Annotated in this window: 14 protein-coding genes and 1 pseudogene; 7 read left to right on the top strand and 8 right to left on the bottom strand. The window is 61.2% G+C overall.

Annotation, left to right across the window (positions count from 1 at the left end; genetic code table 11):
• Positions 1–63: 63 nt before the first annotated feature.
• From L6D81_RS05490 to L6D81_RS05505, 4 genes are read left to right on the top strand one after another with little or no spacing between them, the layout of a single operon-like run.
• Positions 64–1,575 carry an efflux transporter outer membrane subunit gene (locus L6D81_RS05490; protein ID WP_236178205.1) on the top strand — a complete coding sequence of 504 codons (1,512 nt, stop codon included), beginning with the start codon at positions 64–66 and terminating at the stop codon, positions 1,573–1,575.
• 10 nt (positions 1,576–1,585) lie between these two features.
• Entirely contained in the window at positions 1,586–3,778 is a 2,193-nt protein-coding gene (locus L6D81_RS05495) for an FUSC family protein (RefSeq protein WP_236178206.1), read from the top strand.
• The gene (locus L6D81_RS05500) at positions 3,768–3,968 is read left to right on the top strand and encodes a DUF1656 domain-containing protein (RefSeq protein WP_003221811.1); all 201 of its coding nucleotides are present in this window, start codon (positions 3,768–3,770) and stop codon (positions 3,966–3,968) included. The genes L6D81_RS05495 and L6D81_RS05500 overlap by 11 nt, the downstream gene beginning before the upstream one ends.
• Before the next feature lie 10 nt (positions 3,969–3,978).
• Positions 3,979–4,845 (top strand): efflux RND transporter periplasmic adaptor subunit, encoded by an 867-nt coding sequence (locus L6D81_RS05505; RefSeq protein ID WP_085611394.1) that lies wholly within the window; start codon positions 3,979–3,981, stop codon positions 4,843–4,845.
• A gap of 74 nt (positions 4,846–4,919) precedes the next feature.
• On the opposite strand, the gene L6D81_RS05510 is transcribed toward L6D81_RS05505, so the two are convergent.
• Together L6D81_RS05510 and L6D81_RS05515 are read right to left on the bottom strand one after the other, a co-directional pair.
• The gene (locus L6D81_RS05510; protein ID WP_236178207.1) at positions 4,920–5,318 is read right to left on the bottom strand and encodes a DUF4440 domain-containing protein; all 399 of its coding nucleotides are present in this window, start codon (positions 5,316–5,318) and stop codon (positions 4,920–4,922) included.
• Complete coding sequence (locus L6D81_RS05515) at positions 5,315–6,685, bottom strand: MFS transporter (RefSeq protein ID WP_236178208.1); 1,371 nt, start codon at positions 6,683–6,685, stop codon at positions 5,315–5,317. Before L6D81_RS05515 ends, L6D81_RS05510 begins: the two co-directional genes overlap by 4 nt.
• 109 nt (positions 6,686–6,794) lie before the next feature.
• Between L6D81_RS05515 and L6D81_RS05520 the strand changes: the two genes are divergently transcribed.
• On the top strand, positions 6,795–7,682 hold the full coding sequence (locus tag L6D81_RS05520; RefSeq protein ID WP_236178209.1) for a LysR family transcriptional regulator: 888 nt from the start codon (positions 6,795–6,797) through the stop codon (positions 7,680–7,682).
• Between the two features lie 21 nt (positions 7,683–7,703).
• Here L6D81_RS05520 and L6D81_RS05525 read toward each other — a convergent pair whose 3' ends face one another.
• The 3 genes from L6D81_RS05525 to L6D81_RS05535 all read right to left on the bottom strand — a co-directional run bounded on the left by L6D81_RS05525 (position 7,704) and on the right by L6D81_RS05535 (position 10,265).
• A complete protein-coding gene (locus L6D81_RS05525; protein ID WP_236178210.1) occupies positions 7,704–8,702 on the bottom strand; it encodes an SEL1-like repeat protein in 999 nt (332 codons plus the stop codon).
• Between the two features lie 239 nt (positions 8,703–8,941).
• A complete protein-coding gene (locus L6D81_RS05530; protein WP_236178211.1) occupies positions 8,942–9,766 on the bottom strand; it encodes an SDR family oxidoreductase in 825 nt (274 codons plus the stop codon).
• Positions 9,767–9,800: 34 nt separating this feature from the next.
• Positions 9,801–10,265 carry a multidrug transporter gene (locus tag L6D81_RS05535; RefSeq protein ID WP_236178212.1) on the bottom strand — a complete coding sequence of 155 codons (465 nt, stop codon included), beginning with the start codon at positions 10,263–10,265 and terminating at the stop codon, positions 9,801–9,803.
• A gap of 183 nt (positions 10,266–10,448) precedes the next feature.
• Between L6D81_RS05535 and L6D81_RS05540 the strand changes: the two genes are divergently transcribed.
• Positions 10,449–13,277, top strand: coding sequence for an RHS repeat domain-containing protein (locus L6D81_RS05540; protein ID WP_236178213.1), 2,829 nt, complete (start codon positions 10,449–10,451; stop codon positions 13,275–13,277).
• A gap of 70 nt (positions 13,278–13,347) precedes the next feature.
• Here L6D81_RS05540 and L6D81_RS29495 read toward each other — a convergent pair.
• Positions 13,348–13,488: pseudogene (locus L6D81_RS29495) on the bottom strand (hypothetical protein); the annotation flags it as partial.
• Between the two features lie 114 nt (positions 13,489–13,602).
• Between L6D81_RS29495 and L6D81_RS05550 the strand changes: the two are divergent.
• Positions 13,603–16,293: an RHS repeat domain-containing protein gene (locus L6D81_RS05550; protein WP_236178215.1), complete on the top strand. Its 2,691-nt coding sequence runs from the start codon at positions 13,603–13,605 to the stop codon at positions 16,291–16,293.
• Between the two features lie 72 nt (positions 16,294–16,365).
• Here L6D81_RS05550 and L6D81_RS05555 read toward each other — a convergent pair whose 3' ends face one another.
• Both L6D81_RS05555 and L6D81_RS05560 read right to left on the bottom strand, forming a co-directional pair.
• On the bottom strand, positions 16,366–17,817 hold the full coding sequence (locus L6D81_RS05555) for a mannose-1-phosphate guanylyltransferase/mannose-6-phosphate isomerase (protein ID WP_236178216.1): 1,452 nt from the start codon (positions 17,815–17,817) through the stop codon (positions 16,366–16,368).
• A 105-nt stretch (positions 17,818–17,922) separates the two neighbouring features.
• Complete coding sequence (locus L6D81_RS05560) at positions 17,923–18,579, bottom strand: alginate O-acetyltransferase AlgF (protein ID WP_236178217.1); 657 nt, start codon at positions 18,577–18,579, stop codon at positions 17,923–17,925.
• Positions 18,580–18,592: the final 13 nt, after the last annotated feature.

Raw genomic sequence — 18,592 nt, forward strand, 5'->3', positions numbered from 1 at the left:
TCATGGCGCCCCCCTAGAATTGCGCCCACCTCGAAACATCTCCCACCTCAGGAATTCGCAGCAGTGCCGCGTCGCATCAACAGAGCGCTTTTGCCGCTCAGTGTTCTGGCTCTTTCATTAGGTCTTGGCGGCTGCATCGGAACCGGAGGAATTGCCCCGCAGGGCAAGGCTCTGGAGGCCAATGAACTGGCCACCGACGAGGCCATCGCCCACGCCGCCCGTGACGCAAACTGGCCCACCGCCCAATGGTGGCAAGCCTACGGTGACCCGCAACTCAATCACTGGATCGACCTTGCCGTGCAGGGCAGCCCGACGCTGGCCATGGCCGCTGCGCGCGTGCGTCAGGCCCGGTCACTGGCCGGTGTCGCCGAAGCCGCCGAGTCGTTGCAGATCAATGGCGAGTCGACCCTCAAGCGCCACAACTGGCCGACCGACCCGTTCTACGGCCCTGGTGAACTGGCCAACAGCACCACCTGGGACAACAACGCCGCGCTGGGTTTCAGTTACGCCCTCGACCTCTGGGGGCGTGAAAGCAACAGCACCGAGCGGGCCGTCGATCTGGCGCACATGAGCGCGGCCGAGGCGCGGCAGGCGCAACTCGAATTGCAGAACAACATCGTGCGCGCCTACATCGAACTCTCGCTGCATTACGCCCAGCGCGACATCGTCGCGGCGACGCTCAAGCAGCAACAGCAGATCCTCGAGCTGGCGCAGAAACGTCTGGACGGCGGGATCGGCACCCACTTCGAAGTCAGCCAGGCCGAAACCCCGCTGCCGGAAACCCATCGGCAACTGGACGCGCTGGACGAAGAAATCGCCCTGAGCCGCAACCAGATCGCGGCACTGGCCGGCAAAGGACCGGGGGCCGGCGCGCAATTGCAGCGTCCGACCCTGTCCCTTGGCGCGGCACTGAAGCTGCCGTCGGCACTGCCCGCCGAACTGCTCGGCCAGCGTCCGGATGTGGTCGCCAGTCGCTGGCAAGTGGCGGCGCAGGCGCGCGGGATCGAGGTCGCGCATGCCGGGTTCTACCCCAACGTCGACCTGGTCGGCAGCCTCGGCTACATGGCCACCGGCGGCGGGGCGCTGGAGTTCCTGACCGGCAAGAAGCTCAACTACAACGTCGGGCCGGCGATCTCGCTGCCGATCTTCGACGGCGGGCGATTGCGTGCGGAACTGGGTGAAGCCTCGGCGGGTTATGACATCGCCGTGGCGCACTACAACCAGACCCTGGTCAATGCGCTGAAGAACATCTCCGATCAGTTGATCCGCCGCGAGTCGATGGACAAACAGCAGACATTCGCCGCCGAATCGGTGGCCACGGCGCAGAAGACTTACGACATCGCGATGATCGCCTACCAGCGCGGGCTCACCGATTACCTCAATGTGCTCAACGCCCAGACTCTGCTGTTCAAACAACAGCAAGTTCAACAGCAGGTGCAGGCCGCGCGCTTGAGTGCCCATGCCGAACTGGTGACGGCATTGGGTGGTGGTCTTGGTGCGGGTAAAGACGTGCCGACGGCACAACAAACCCAGGCACCGAAAACCCCGGCCCTTCTTCAAGCACTCGACCACTGAGCAAGACTTAATGACTCCCTTGCCCGCACCTTTGCGCTGGCTCTACTCCCTGGAATGGCGCCGGGGTTTCTTCGACTGGGCGCGCAGCGACGGCGTGACCTGGGTTTACATCTTCAAGGTCTTGATCGCTGCGTTCCTGACCCTGTGGCTGGCGATGCGCCTGGAATTGCCGCAGCCGCGTACGGCGATGATCACCGTGTTCATCGTCATGCAGCCGCAGAGCGGTCAGGTATTCGCCAAGAGCTTCTATCGCTTCCTCGGCACCCTGGCCGGGTCGGCGATGATGGTCACGCTGATTTCACTGTTCGCCCAGAACACCGAACTGTTCCTTGGTTCGCTGGCGATCTGGGTCGGCCTCTGTTCGGCCGGCGCCGCCCGTTGCCGCAACTTCCGCGCCTATGGTTTTGTGCTGGCCGGTTACACCGCCGCGATGGTCGGCCTGCCGGCGCTCGCCCATCCTGACGGTGCATTCATGGCGGCGGTGTGGCGGGTGCTGGAAATTTCCCTGGGGATTCTCTGCTCGACCCTGGTCAGCGCCGCGATCCTGCCGCAGACCGCCAGCGCCGCGATGCGCAACGCCTTGTATCAGCGCTTCGGTGTGTTCGCCCTGTTCGTCACCGACGGCCTGCGCGGGCGCAGCAAACCTGAATCGTTCGAGGCCAGCAACGTGCGCTTCATCGCCGAAGCGGTGGGGCTGGAAGGGCTGCGCAGCGTGACCGTGTTCGAAGACCCGCACATGCGTCGGCGCAACGGTCGGCTCAGTCGCCTGAACAGCGAGTTCATGGGCATCACCACCCGCTTCAACGCCTTGCATCAGTTGCTCGAACGCCTGCGTCGCAACGGTGCCGATCATGTGGAAGCGGCGATCAAACCGGGCCTGCAGGATCTGGCCGAAGTGCTCGACGGCTTCAGCGGCCGCGCCCTGACCAGCCCGGATGCGGCGCGTCTGGTGCAGGCGCTGGCGGCGTACAAGGAAGGCTTGCCGGCGCGGGTGCGCAGCCTGCGGGCGATCTTCCAAAAGAGTGAGCCGAGCGACGCCGAGCAACTGGATTTCCATACCGCGTACGAATTGCTCTATCGCTTCGTCGATGACCTGCACAGTTATGCACAGACCCACGCTTCCCTGGCCGATCACCGCCACGAACGCGAGCGCTGGGACGAACCGTTCACCCCGCAAACCAGTTGGTGGGCGGCGGCCGCTTCGGGGATTCGTGCCGCGTTCATTCTGGTCGTGCTCGGCAGTTACTGGGTCGCTACCGCGTGGCCGAGCGGCGCGACCATGACCCTGATCGCTGCCGCCACTGTGGGCCTGTCCGCCGCCACACCGAACCCGAAACGCATGGCGTTCCAGATGGCCTGCGGCACGTTCCTCGGGGCGCTGATCGGCTTCGTCGAGATGTTTTTCATCTTCCCGTGGATCGACGGTTTTCCGTTGCTGTGCGTGATGCTCGCGCCGGTGATCGTGCTCGGTTCGTTCCTCACTTCGCGGCCGCAATACGCCGGCGTCGGCCTCGGTCTGCTGATCTTTTTCAGCACCGGTTCGGTGCCGGACAACCTGACGATCTACAACCCCTACACCTTCATCAACGACTACATCGCCATGGTCATGGGCATGTTGGTCTGCGCAGCGGCGGGCGCGATCATCCTGCCGCCGAACAGCCGCTGGTTGTGGCGGCGGCTTGAGCAGGATCTGCGCGGGCAAGTGGTGTACGCGATCAGCGGCAAGCTCAAGGGGCTGGCATCGAGTTTCGAAAGCCGTACCCGCGACCTGATGCATCAGGCTTATGGCCTGGCGGCCGGTCAGCCGCAGGTACAGAAAAACCTGCTGCGCTGGATGTTCGTGGTGCTGGAAGTCGGTCACGCGATCATCGAGTTGCGCAAGGAACAGGCGATCCTGCCGGTGCATCCGGCGTATGCCGAGTCCCAGCCATGGCGCCAGGCAATCCGGGTCATGGGACGCTCGCTGGTGCGGCTGTTCCTGCAACCGAACTCAAGCAATCTGGAACGCGCGCTCGTGGCGGTCGATCACGCGATCAGCCGGGTCGCCGCCACCGATGAGCCGTTCGCGCCGCACTTCGATACCTCGGCCCTGCGGCGGGTGAAAAGCTACCTGCACTTTATCCGCACCTCGTTGCTCGACCCGCAATCACCCCTTGCTGCCTATGCCATCGCCAAGCCCGAAGGACTTGCCCATGCCTCGTGAAATCGCCTTCCACGGCGTGTACATGCCGACCATGACCCTGATGTTTTTCGTCGCCGCGGCACTGGCCTGGGCGCTGGACCGGTTCCTCTCGGGCTTCGATCTGTACCGCTTCTTCTGGCACCCGGCGCTGCTGCGCCTGAGCCTGTTTACCTGTCTGTTCGGCGCGATGGCGCTGACTGTCTACCGTTGAGAATGCTCTGATGAAAAAGTTTTTCAGCCTGCTCGCGACCCTGCTGGTGCTGGCCCTGGCGCTGTGGATCGGCCGCACGTTGTGGGAGCACTACATGAACACCCCGTGGACCCGCGACGGCCGGGTCCGTGCCGATATCATCAACGTCGCCGCCGACGTCACCGGTGAAGTGGTCGACGTGCCGGTACGTGACAACCAGTTGGTGAAGAAAGGTGATCTGCTGATGCAGATCGACCCCGAGCACTACCGCCTGGCGGTGAAACAGGCGCAGTCGCTGGTGGCTTCGCGCAAGGCCACGTGGGAGATGCGCAAGGTCAACGCCCACCGCCGTGCCGACCTCGACAACCTGGTGATCTCCAAGGAAAACCGCGACGACGCCAGCAACATCGCCGACTCGGCGCTGGCCGATTACCAACAGGCCCAGGCACAACTGGAAGCCGCCGAACTCAACCTCAAGCGCACCGAAGTGCGCGCCGCTGTGGACGGCTACGTGACCAACCTCAACGTCCATCGTGGCGACTACGCGCGCATCGGCGAAGCGAAAATGGCCGTGGTCGACATGAACTCGTTCTGGGTCTACGGCTTCTTCGAAGAAACCAAACTGCCCCATGTGCGGGTCGGCGACAAAGCCGACATGCAGCTGATGAGCGGCGAAGTCCTCAAGGGCCACGTGGAGAGCATTTCCCGCGGCATCTACGACCGCGACAACCCGGAAAGCCGCGAGCTGATCGCCGATGTGAACCCGACCTTCAACTGGGTGCGCCTGGCGCAACGGGTGCCGGTGCGGATTCACATTGATGAAGTGCCGGAAGGTGTGCTGCTGGCGGCGGGGATTACCTGCACGGTGGTGGTGAAGCAGGACGCAGTAGATAACTGACAGACTGCGTTGTAGCCATTCGCGAGCCTGCTCGCGATTGGGACGACTCGCTTTTACGAGCAAGTATTCAGCTTCTACTCGCTGCAAAACGTCTCGTGCAGATGCCGCCAGATCACCCGCCCGGATTCGGCTTTTTCAAACACTACGGTTGAACGCCGATCCGTGTGCAACCCGCCCGCATCGGTCTGCTGTTCGCGGTAACTCACCGTCGCACCACCTTCATGCAAGGCAATCCCCGTAAGCTCACCGAGTTCGATGCGGAACCCGCTCTTCTTCCCGCCCGCCATTTGAAACAACGCGCGCAAGGCTTCGAAATCCAGCACGCGTCCCAGTGGCGTCACCATGGAAAACCGTGGCGAAAAACGCGTCAGCAATTGCTCCAGCGCTGCCTCGTCTTCCTCCACCGCAAACCATCGCTCGATGGCCTCATGGGCCTGGATCACTTCGTCAAAATAGTCGGCGTAGTCAGTCATGTGGATTTTTCCTGAAGGTGAGGTGCGCGCAGAAGACTGAGCACTGTCGTCGAGTCGAAACGCAGCACGGCGGCCATCGGCAACAGCGTGAGCAGTGCAGCGGCGAGAAAGCAGTGTTGGAAGCCGTTGGAACCCAAGGCGCCCAGCAATGAGCTGAGCAGCGCCGCGCCGAGGCAGAAACCGAGCTGCCGATTAATGTTCCACAGGGCGCTGGAGTGGCCCATTTTCTCCGGCGTGATGCCGACGAACGCCAGGGTCTGCGCAGTCACGCTGCACAGGCTGCCGCCCAGCCCCATCAAGGCGTAGGCGAGGGTCAACGGGCCGCTGGCGGGCTGGTCGATCTGCATCAGCACGACAATGCCCAGGGATTGCAGCAGCATGCCGGCGATCAGCAACGGCTTGGGGCCGGTCCGGTTGAAACAGCGTTTGCCCAGCATGATCGCCACACCCGAGGCCGCCGCCCAGGCCAGCATCAGCGCCCCGATTTGCACCGCGCTGAAGCCGAGGTCGTGCAGGTACAGCACGGCGATCATGTGAGTGCCGGTGAAGATGCCGGGCACGCACAGGTAGATCAGCATCGCCAGACGCAATGACGGGTTCTTGATCAGTTGCAGATCAAGCACCGCACCCGGTTTGTTCCAGCCATCGCGCAGGTAGATGCACACCGTCATGACGCTGAGCAGCAGGACACCACCCGCGATATGGCGGGTGGCCGGGGCGCTCGCCAGACTGACGGCGATCAGCAACAGACACAGCGCGGACGCCGCCAGCAGCAGGCCGCGTGCGTCCAGTGCCGGGCGTTCACTCGCAGCCTGATCCGCTTTCAAGCAGCGCAGGCCCAGACCGAAAGCGAAAAGCGCCACCGGCAGGTTCAAGTAGAAAATCCAGCGCCACGACAACGCCTCGACGATCAGACCACCCGCCGCCGGCGACAGCGCCGGCACCATCAGCGCCACGAGCAAAACCACCCCCGTGAAGTGCGCACGTTGTGTCGCCGGAAACTCTCGATAAGCCAATGCCTGACCGACCGGCAACAACAGCCCGCCACCCAGCCCTTGCAGCAGTCGCCAGCCGATCAGGCTTTCAATCGATCCGGCCTGAGCGATCAGCCCGGAGGCGATCCCGAACAGCAGCAGCGAACCGAGAATCAGCCGTCGCTCGCCGACCCGTGCAGCCAGCCACACACTCATCGGAATGATCAGCGTCAGCCCGAGCATGTAGGCGTTGGTGATCCAGGCCAGTTGCGTCACCGAGGCGTGCAACTGCGCGGCGATGTCCGGGTACGCAATGCTGGCGGCGAACATGTTCAGCAGGTCGAGGGCGAACCCCAACAGATACACCAGCGCAACTTTCGAGCGATAGGCCATGGCAGCTTCCCTGTGATGAGGCGTGCAGGGTAGGGCGCATGGGGCGATAGAAATACGCCGGTTTGGCTGCTAGTTTGTCAAAAATATTTTGACAGGGAGTGCAGCGAACATGGTTAGCCTGGATCGATTCGATACCTTCAAAGCCGTGGTCGAGGCGGGCTCGCTGACCGCTGCCGCCGATACGCTGGGGCAAACGCGGGCGGTGGTGAGCTTCAACCTCAAGCGACTGGAAGAAGAGTTGGGCGTCACCCTGCTCACCCGAAACACCCGGCAACTGGCCCTGACCGATGCCGGTGAACGTTTTTATCGACGTTGCCTGCGTACCCTGGACGAAGCGCGGCTGGCGATCGAAGAAGCACGTTCGGAACACTCGCAACTCAAGGGCACGCTGCGCATCACCACGACCGTGGAGTTCGCGCTGGCTCAGGTGGTGCCGGCGCTGGAGGTGTTTCGACAGCAGCAGCCGCAACTGAATATTCACCTGTCCACGTCCTCAACCCACGCCGATCTGATCTCCGAACGGTTTGACATGGCGATCCGCCTGGGCCGCATGCACGACTCCAATCTGCGGGCGGTGCAGTTGTCGACGTTCGAAGTGTTTGCCGTGGCGGCGCCGGGGCTGGTCGAGGGCTTTGCGCCGGTAGACAAGCTGGCTGTGCTGGAATCGATGCCGACACTGGGACATGGGCGAGTGCCGGAAATGACGGTCACCGATCCGGTCGGCACCGAACATTTCTACCAGCCGAAACCGGGAACCATCGCCATCGTCGAGGACAACTCCGCGACCCTGCGTGCCTTTGCGCTGACCGGGCAGGGCGTGGCGATTCTGCCGCAGTGGCTGATTCAGGAAGACCTCGATGCGGGGCGATTACAACGCCTGTTGCCGGATTACCGTTTCGCCCAGCAAGGCGTGTATGCGCTGTACCCGGACACCCGGCACCTGCCGCTGAAGGTGCGGGCGTTCATTGATTTCATGAAAGAGTGGGGCCAGGTGTGAGCCTGCTCGCAATAAGGGCGATCAGTAGAACTTGTTAACCACTAGCAGGCCGGACTCGATGATTTCGTCAACAGATAACGCTTCATCTTCCATGAGGCTGACGATCCGTTGGTCATTCGCGATGTTTGCGCCGGGTAATTTCAGCTGAGCGGCCCGATTGATCACGATGTAGCCGATCACATGATCGGGGCCTTTAGTGAACGGCAACTCCTTGGCTTGATGCACCGCCTGCTTTACGTAGTCGTAGCGCTCGGCGGATGAAAGACCTTTGAACGTATCCGGATAGTTTTGATAGACCTGAGCGGAGTAGCGAGCGACGTCTTCTTCCCGTTCCTCGGCTTGCATGGCTGCCTTGCTGGTGACCTGAGCGGCAAGTTCTGCGAAGCGCTTTTCACCCTCTGCAATCTGCATCGGGGTCATTCGGGTTTTGAGCGTGTCAGCGGCCTGGGCGTCATCTGCATTGGCCATAACTCTGGTCCAGGCATAGGCATCAGTCAGGTTGCCCCGTTCTTTGTATTGCTTGATCAGCTCCTTTTGGGCTTCGGGATAACCGTGCAACGAAGAACGTTCCAGCCAGCGAAGGGCGATTGCGGGGTCTTTTCTTACTCCATAGGTGCCATACTCGAACACCTCATATATGCCGTACTCCGCGCACCAGTCATTTTGGATGGCCGCGTAAGCCGTGTAGTTGAAAGCAGTGGTACTACTTTGCTCGCTGGTTAGATCGTCCTCCTCGTGAACCATTCTGGAGAGATAGCAAAGCGCACGAGGGTGTTTTGGCGCAGCCATGACCAGGCAGGTTTTGGCTTTTTTATATTCTCGGTCTTCATACAACAGCAGACCTGTGCCAAACAGAATGTCGCTGCTCATTTGCATGTCGCAGTACTCGTTGGCAGTAACTTTCGGCAAAACGCTCTGCTGGGTCAGTTTCGGTAGTGTGTCGTTGAGGGACGGTTCCTGAATAACGCAACCGGACAGCACCGTGAGCAATGCGAGAGGCAGTACATAGGAGACTTTCAAACGGTTTTCCTGATCTGGATGGGAGCTTATGAACAGAGCTCGCGTCAGGCAGGTCAACAAAGCAGCGACCGTTCCGGGAGGGAACAGTCGGGAGGGGGAGATGAATGTTCAGCAATTCCCTTGCCTGGATGCTTGCCCCGGCGACTCCATGCGCTAGCGGGTTCACTTGAAGCGTCGGACGCTTCAAGTGCGAGGCATTCTACTTAGATCGACCGAATTGGCAATTTCACCGCTTGTAATCAAAGTTGCCCGCGCAACCCGAAGCGCTTCATCAACGTCGACTCCAGCAACCCTTTCGGCAGCAAGGTCGCCAGTAATGGCAACGCCCGGCTGCCATTGCCGATGCGGATCAGCCGTGGCGGCTTGCTCTGCTGCACAGCCTTGAGAAGCTCGGCGGCAAAGTCGCTGGCCGGCGTCGGTTTGTCCTGCGAGGCCTTGGCCCGCGCCCGAATGCCTTCACGCAACGGAAACCACGGCGATTGTTCGTTGATCAGTTGTTCGGCCTCATGCCCGGCATTCCTGGCGAAGCTGGACTGGATCGCCCCCGGCTGCACCTCCATCACGCGAACCCCGAACGGCGCCAGCTCCATGCGCAACGCATCGCTCAACGCGTGCACCGCCGCTTTCGACGCGCAATAGGCGCCGGCGAACGGGGTGACCAAAACTCCGGAGACGCTGCCGACATTCACCACCAGTCCCTTCGCCCGGCGCAGCACCGGGAACAGCGCACGGGTCACGCCGACAATCGAAAACACGTTGGTTTCGAACTGGCGCTGCATGGCCGCCACACCGCCGTCGAGCAGCGGCCCCATGGCGCCGTAGCCGGCATTGTTGATCAGCACGTCGAGGCCGCCGTGTTGCTGGTTGATTCGCTCGGCGAGTTGTTCCAGCGCAGCGTGGTCATTGACGTCGAGCTGCACCGCCGTGAACCCGGCGGCGCCGAGTGCCGCGACATCTTCAGCCTTGCGCGCACTGGCCCAGACCTCGTAGCCGGCGCCTTTGAAGGCATCGGCGAGGGCGCGGCCGATGCCGCTGGAACAACCGGTAATCAACGCAACAGGCATGGCGCGTTCCTTGTGCAAAAGAGTGGGGGAGGGCTCAGTCGGAGAAACTACCCTGCAATCGCTCGGCGCGAAACTCCAGGGTTTGCGGGCGATAGCCAGATCGCAACGGTGGCATCGGCAGGCAGTCTTCCCAACTGCCGCCGGCCTGCAATTCGCCGGGGCCGCGGTAACGTGGGGCGGCGTATTGATTGTCGGCCAGATTCACCGTGTCGCCCGGCGCATACGCCGCAATGCGCCAGCGCAGTTCGGTCAGCGGCACGTCGTTGCCATTGTTCATCCTGAGCAGCAGCGGGCGGTCGGCAGGGCAGTGTTCGGGGGCATACACGATGCGCAATTCAAGGCGCGCCAGTTGCTTGACCTCGCGGTTGTCCAGCCACACCACCCACATCGCCACCAGCCCCAGGCCCACGGCGGCGGCCATGGACACCGGCAAGGCCTTGGCCGGGTAGCGCAGCAGCAGGATCAGCCAGGTAACGACCAGCAAGACGCCGATAAACATGTTCGAACGCTCCTTGAACTTGTGCTCACCATCCTACCGAAGGGGCGCGGGAATGGACATTCGCGGATTGAGTGAAGGGGCCATCGGTCGGGACTGTAGTTTCTGACAGTAGCCGAACGAGCGCCGAGCTTGCTCAGATACCCGAGGTACAAAGAAGGCCGGTCGCGCGGGGAAGCACGGTTAATGAGCTTGCACATCAATACGCCGAGGATGTCTGTGTCCGACCCGCGCGGCTTGCCGGTTCGCACGGTCGAGTATTGCCGGACGATCAAGGCTGGGCCTGTCGAGCCCCGGATCAACCGAGTGCTTCACGATCCCGCGGGGCGCGTCATCAGGCAATGGGATCCACGCCTGTGGGAACTGCAATCGGCAGACCCTCTGACACCGGCCAGCCTGACGCAGGTGTTTTCCCTCAATGCCAGGGTGATCCGAACGGACAGCGCTGATGCCGGTACGCAGCGCGAATTGCCGGGGCTCGGTTCACAATCGGTATTGGGTTGGGACAGTCGCCAGACGCGCCGCGAAACCGAGCACGATGCCTTGCTGCGACCGGTTGCGGTGTGCGAGCAAGGCGCGGGCGAACCTCGGCATTGTGTCGAGCGCTTCACTTATGGTTCTCCCGGAGCAGGTGATCAGGCTAAAAATCAGTTCGGGCAGTTGATTCGTCATGATCATCCTGGGGGGCGCGTACTGTTCAACGCCTTTGCAATCAGCGGCCAATGCTCCGAGGACACCCGTCACTTCACCCTTGACCCGGTAACGCCCGATTGGCCGGAACGCGAGGAGGACCGGCTGGCCTTGCTTGAGCCGGGGGCGGGGGCGACCACCCGATGGCGCTTCGGGGCGCAGGGCGATGTGCTCGAGCAGGTGGATGCCAGGGACAACCGGCATGTTTTCGCGTTGACGGTCGATGGTCGTTTGCGTGAACGTCGGTTGCAGTTGAAGAACCAGCCCGAGCAGACACTGGTCAGCGACATCCGCTACAGCGCGTATGGCAGCATCGAGCGGGAAACGGCCGGCAATGGCGTGGTGGCCATGCTGACGTATCGCCCGGAGGATGGTCGCCTGACGGTCCGCCGGGATGAGGATGCCACCGGGCGAGTACTGCAACACCGGATTTATGGTTATGACCGGATGGGAAACGTCCTGAGCATCGAGGACAAGGCAATGCCGATCCGCTATTTCGCCAATCAGCGGGTAGAACCGGTCAGCCGGTTTTTCTATGACAGCCTTTATCAATTGATCAGGGCGTTCGGCTGGGAAGCTGGCACTGCCAGTCAGGGCCCGCCATCAAGGGGGCGAGTCGATCCGGCGGCGGTCAGCAACTATCAGCAGAGTTACAGATATGACGCCAGCGGTAACCTGTGCGAATTGATTCACCTTGGCTCACAAGGCCCTGGGCGCAATCTTCAGCCTGCACGGTATAGCAATCGCAGTCTGCCGTACGATGTCACGCCGCCCACCGAGGCTGAAATTGCGGCGGCATTCGATGACGGAGGCAACCTGCTGATGCTGGAGCCAGGTCGATTGCTGAGCTGGAACCTGCGTAATCAACTGCAATCGGTCAGCCCGGTCGAACGTGTCTCCGGAGGGAATGATCAGGAAGTCTATCTCTACGGGAATGACGCTCAGCGAGTGCGCAAGATCCGCTCCCAAAAAACCAGCGCACGCACGGTCGTTGCCGAGGTGCGCTATGTGCCGGGACTGGAGCTGCGCAGCAACAGTGGCACCGGCGAGCGGTTGCAAGTCATCACCGTCGAAGGCGGGCTCAACAGCGCTCGAGTGTTGCACTGGGAGAGTGCGCCGCCCTCGGGAATCAATGATCGGTATCGATACAGTTGTGCCGATCATGTGGGGTCCGTCAGCCTGGAAACCGCCGCTGACGGCGCGATCATCAGTCAGGAACGCTTCCACCCGTTCGGTACAACCGCCTGGCAGGACGGCGAGCACGGTTACAAATTCGCGCGTTACTCAGGTAAGGAGCGTGACGCGACCCGGCTTTGTTACTACGGCTCTCGCTATTACATCCCCTGGTTGCAGCACTGGTTGAATCCTGACCCGGCAGGGGCGGTCGACGGACTCAATCTGTACAGGATGGTTCTCAACAATCCCATGACTTACAGCGATGTGGACGGCGCCGAAACCCGAGAAAAACAGGCCAACGGCTTATGGATGCCTGTGCTCGCGACAGGCGAGAACCGCCAGAGGCCGGGCGCTGTCCCGGTCGACGCAGGGAAGCCGCACAACAATGTGCCGTTCACTGCGAAAGCGACCGGTATTCGCGAGGCGTTGACGATTCCACAGTTCAGTCGACTGACGATCAATACCGATTTGTTCATGCCCCAAAAGGCCGGATATTCCCAGACCATTACCAAGCAACTTGTGAACACGCAGGGCGGTGACCGCTTCATATTCTCCATGCAGCGAATAAGCTACAGCGGCTCTGTACGCGGCGAGTTCAATGCGATCAAGGTGGTCGATATTCCGGCCGGAGAAATACCTGACCAATCCAGCGCCGTGTCAGGTTACTGGGTGGCCCAGGGCGGGTATCTGGACATACCGGTGCATCCCCGGGCGACAGAGCCTGAATATGTATTTACTCCCGGGTTCAGTGGTTGTTCGCTGACCGTCGATCAGCTCAACGACAACACCTTGAGGGTAAGGCATGTCGAGGGCAGCAAAGAGGCAGAGCAATACAATCGTTTGCCGTCAGCCGAGCATGGAATGGGCATGAGTGCGGCCATGGAGTTCATGGATTACGGCTTCGATGACGAGGGTGGCAAGGTCGTGACGCAACTGACCGGTTTCGCTTTCATGAGGTACGAACGCAAGACCAGGACCTGGAATATCCACTATCAGAGCAATCAGGGGGCGGCGACGATCGGCGTTTATTCCACAGAGCGGAAACTGTTCGGAGGATCAAAGTCCTTTGCCAGTGTGATGGAGAAACCGAAGGTCAGAAGAACGATGACCAAGCAAGCGGTCACCGTCCGCGCACGCCCACAGGGTTAAAAAAACACCACGCGACCTGCTGCGGATAGGGGACGCAGCGGGCCGGGCGGTGCTTGTTATTGCAGGTCGATCACTGCGCGATGGTTTTCACCGAGACGCCGCGTTCGCTCGGGGTGGCGCGACCGGAGATATCTTCGAAGCGCTCGATATCGTCTTCGCCCAGGTCCGAGCCCGAAGGCACTTCGATGATTTCCAGCGGATCTTGCCCGGGCTGCGCGCAGGTGCCGTTGGTCGGGACTGTAATTTCCGACAGTAGCCGAACGAGCGCTGAGCTTGCTCAGATACCAGAGGCACAACAAATGCCGGTTGCGGGGAAGCGCGCTCCATGAGCTTGCACGTCAATACGCCGAGAATGTCTGTGGTCGACCCGCGCGGCTTGCCGGTGCGCACGGTCGACTATTGTCGAGACATCGAGAACGGACCGGTCGAGTCCCGGGTCAACCGCACCCTGCATGACGCGGCGGGGCGTACGGTCAAACAGTGGGACCCGCGACTTTGGCTGTCGCAGGCCGGCGACCCTCTGACCCCGGCCAACCTGACGCAGGTGTTTACCCTGGACTCCACGGTGATTCGTTCGGACAGCGTCGATGCCGGCACGCAAATCGAGTTGAAGGGACTCGCCGCACAAACGCTGTTCAGTTGGGACAGCCGTCAGACGCAGCGCGAGATCGAGCACGACAATTTGTTGCGCCCTGTCGCGATATTCGAAGAAGGAACAGGCGTGCCTCGGCGTTGTGTCGAGCGATTGACTTACGGTCATCCCGGCAGCGGGGATCCGTCGCGAAACCAGTTCGGTCAGCTGATTCGTCATGACCAGCCGGCGGGCAGCGTGCTGTTCAATGCGTTTGCAATCACCGGCCCCTGCACCGAAGACACCCGCCACTTTACTCTGGAGCCGCTCACACCCGACTGGCCGGAGCAGGAGGCGGATCGTCAGCGGCTGCTGGAGCCAGGCGCCGGTGCGACATCGCAGTGGCGCCATGGTGCGCTGGGCGACGTGCTGGAGCAGACGGATGCCCGAGACAACCGGCATACGTTCGCGCTGACCGTCGATGGTCGCTTGCGCGAGCGGCGATTGCAGTTGAAAGGTGAACCTGAGCCGACCGTGATCAATGACATCCACTACAACGCGGACGGCAGCATCGAGCGGGAAACCGCCGGCAACGGTGTGCAAACCACGCTGACGTATCGGCCCGAAGACGGTCGAGTGATGATGCGTCGGGCCGAGCGTGCCGAGAGTCGTGTGCTGCAACACCTGATTTACAGCTATGACCGGATGGGCAATGTCTTGAGCATCGAGGACAAGGCACTGCCGATCCGTTACTTCGCCAATCAGCGAATCGAGCCGGTCAGTCGGTACGTCTACGACAGCCTATACCAGTTGATCAGGGTGTTCGGGTGGGAAGCCGGCAGTAGCAGTCAGGGGCCGGCATCGATGGGGCGAGTCGATCCGGATGCAGTCAGCAACTATCAGCAGACTTACCAATATGATGTCGGCGGTAATCTGCTCGAATTGAGTCACCTTGGCCCACAAGGCCATGGGCGCAAACTGCAGCCGGCGCGGTACAGCAATCGCAGTCTGCCGTACGACATCACGCCGCCCACCGAGGCGCACATCGCGGCAGCATTCGACGGCAGGGGCAATTTGCTGGAACTGGAGCCGGGTCGATTGCTGAGCTGGAGCCTGCGCAACCAACTGCAAACAGTCATCCCGGTGGCGCGCGCCTCCGGGAGCAACGACGGTGAGACTTATCTCTATGGTGGCGACAATCAGCGGGTGCGCAAAATCCGCTCATTAAAGACCAACGCACGCACCGTGGTTGCCGAAGTGCGCTATTTGCCGGGGCTGGAGCTACGCAGCGACAACGGTTCAGGCGAGCAGTTGCAAGTCATCACCGTCGAGGGCGGGCTCAACAGCGTTCGAGTACTGCACTGGGAAAGTGCGCCACCCTCGGGCGTCAACAATCGGTATCGATACGGTTGTGCCGATCATTTGGGGTCCATCAGCCTGGAAACCGCCGACGACGGCGCGATCATCAGTCAGGAGCGTTTCCACCCTTTCGGTACATCCGCCTGGCAGGACGGCGAACACAGTTACAAATTCGTGCATTACTCGGGCAAGGAGCGTGATGCGACCAGACTGTGCTACTACGGTTACCGCTACTACATCCCGTGGTTGCAACGTTGGGCAAGTACCGATCCTGGCGGATATTCGGACGGGCTGAATATTTACCGGATGGTTCGCAACAATCCACTCACGTTGAGAGACGCACTGGGGCTACAAAGCGAAACCGGAATCTACGAAGCGCAGGTGGGTACTCGAGTGAGGCTGGCCTTCAAGCTGCTTTCCTCCCAGGCCCATGTGTCCAGGCTCGACCCGGCAGGGGGGCAATACAGCAAGTCTGTTGATTTCAAACTGGTTGAAGTCGGCGAAGGTCCCGAGTTTTCAGTGAACAAAGGCGAACTGTCGAGTCACCTGAGGATGTATCGACGCCAGTACCGTGCGATGTACCACAACTCGATGCGGCGAGATCCGCAGAAAATCGATATCAGCGCGGCGCAAAACTTTGAATTGGGAAAAGAGATCGCCGAGATCACATCCTCGTCCCTCAAGTATTCAAGCGAACCCCGTGTATCAGAAGAGAAAACGGTTACCAATCACTACTTCGCATTGATCAATCGTGACGATGTCGAAAAGAAGGGCCAGGGCAAAGTGATTTATGGCATCGCTGAGTTGAGTGTCTCGTCAATAAAGGGAGGAGAAAGCACGGTTCATGTGAGCAACGTACTTGCGCACCCACTGTCGCAGCCGGGCGTGGAAAACTTCCTGGGTGAATCGGTCGAGGCCATCGAGGCCATTCGACCTTTCAGATTGCGTGGCATTGGAACCTACCTGACCGTCAAGTCGTTGGCCCGGATGGTGAGCACGCGCGACGTTCAGAAAGTCAGGACGGCCGCGGTCAATCCGCGATCAGCGGCTATCGCCAAAAGACTGGGAGCCAGAAAAGTGGCGTAAAAAAGCCCCCGCCCAACCCGCTGCGGATAGGGGACGCAGCGGGTTGCACGGGGGCTTCTTGTTACGAAACGCTTACTGCGCGATGGTTTTCACCGAGACGCCGCGTTCGATCGGGGTGGAGCGACCGTAGATATCTTCGAAGCGCTCGATATCGTCTTCGCCCAGGTACGAGCCCGACTGCACTTCGATGATCTCCAGCGGGATCTTGCCCGGGTTGCGCAGGCGATGGACCGAGGCGATCGGGATGTAGGTCGACTGGTTTTCAGTGAGCAGAAACACGTTCTCGTCGCAGGTCACTTCGGCGGTGCCGCTGACCACGATCCAGTGCTCGGCGCGGTGGTGGTGCATCTGCAGCGACAGACACGCGCCCGGCTTGACCGAGATGTGCTTGACCTGGAAGCGCCCGCCCATGTCCACCGAGTCGTAGGAGCCCCACGGACGGTAGACCTCGCAGTGGTTCTGGGTTTCGCTGCGGCCCTGAGCGTTGAGGGTGTTGACCATCTGCTTGACGCCTTGGACCTTGTCCTTGTGGGCGATCATCATGGCGTCCTTGGTTTCGACCACGACGATGTTTTCCAGGCCGATCACCGACACCAGTTTGCCGTTGCCGTGGATCATGCAGTTCCTGCTGTCCTGAATCACCACGTCGCCCTTGCTGACGTTGCCGTTGGCGTCCTTCTCGTTGACCTCCCACAGTGACGACCAGCAACCGACATCGCTCCAGCCGGCGGTCAGCGGCACCACGCAGGCGCGCTGGGTCTTTTCCATCACGGAGTAGTCGATGGAGTTATCCGGGCAGCAGGCGAAGGTGGCTTCGTCCAGGGTGACGGTGTCGGCATCCTGCTGGCTGCGCTCGAGGGTCAGCAGGCAGGTGTCGTAGATGTCCGGATCATGCTTTTTCAGCTCTTCGAGGAAACGGCTGGCGCGGAACAGGAACATGCCGCTGTTCCAGTAGTAACCGCCGGACTCGACGTACTCGGTGGCGCGTTTGACGTCGGGTTTTTCCACGAAGTGCGAGACGCGGCTGACGCCTTCCGGCAGCAGCGAATCACCGGTGGACTTGATGTAGCCGTAACCGGTTTCCGGTTTGGTGGCCGGCACGCCGAACAGCACCATCTCGCCGTTTTCAGCAGCGACGGTGGCCAGGGCCAGCGCACGTTGCAGGGCTTTCTGGTCTTCGAGAACGTGGTCGGCCGGGAGCACCAGCATCAGTTCGTCGCGACCTTCATTGACCAGCATCATCGCGGTCAGCGCCACGGCCGGCGCGGTGTTGCGACCGAAGGGTTCCATCAGGATCCGCTGGCATTCCAGATTGCGGCTGGCCAACTGCTCGTTGACGATGAAGCGGTGATCCTTGTTGCAGACCACGATCGGGGTGTCCATGCCTTCGAACACCAGGCGCTCGAGGGTTTGCTGGAACAATGTGTGTTCGCCGGTCAGGGCGAGGAATTGCTTGGGAAACTGCTTGCGCGAAAGCGGCCAAAGACGTGAGCCGCTACCACCTGACAAGATCACCGGAATCATATTGTTTACTCCATAAAATCGATTGGTTAGAGGCACGAACGCTGTGTCGTTTCACTCTTGTTGTTATTCCGTACCGGGCAGCGACGGCTGCCCGGTTTCATGTGCTTAGCGGGTCGACACCGGGCGTTTCACCCAGACTGGCGACAGGTTGCTGCCATTGCCGGTGACGTACAGCACGGCTGCCTCACCGCGCTCCAGGGCCACCGGTTTCACGTCGCCGACTTTCTTGTCGCCTTCGTACAGGGCCAGGCTGACTTTCACCGGGTTGATTTCACGCTCGCCACGGCCCTTGGCGGCCACGTTCGGCACCACGTCGGTCTTGCCGTCGGCGGTCTTCAGGGTCAGCGACTTGTCGCTGAGGTTCTGCACGCGCACCAGGGATTTCTGCTTGTTCTTGAACGGCGGTTCTTCGATCAGTTGCGGCGCGCCGGAAGCGTTGTTGACCAGGGTGTAGTAGTGATCGCCGGCGAGTTTCACCGGCAGGGTCTGGCTGCCGACCTTGGCGCTGTAGTCGCCGCCCGGCATGAAGCTGAAGTCGCTGCTGGCCAGCGGCGCGACGTCGCTCAGATGGGTGCTGCCGACGGTGGCGCTGACTTCAGCGTTACTGGCGTTGTAGACGCGCACGAAGGTCGAGCCTTTCGGTGCAGTCGGGCCGTACAGCGCAGCGTCGCCACCGGCGAACGCCTGAACCGACAGCACGCTCAGGCCCGCAACCAGAGCAATGCGTTTGGCGAGACGACGAGGAGTTGTAGTGAAAGTCATGGTGTTACCTCTC

It is taken from the genome of Pseudomonas sputi (assembly GCF_021603585.1).
Taxonomy (GTDB): Bacteria; Pseudomonadota; Gammaproteobacteria; order Pseudomonadales; family Pseudomonadaceae; genus Aquipseudomonas; species Aquipseudomonas sputi.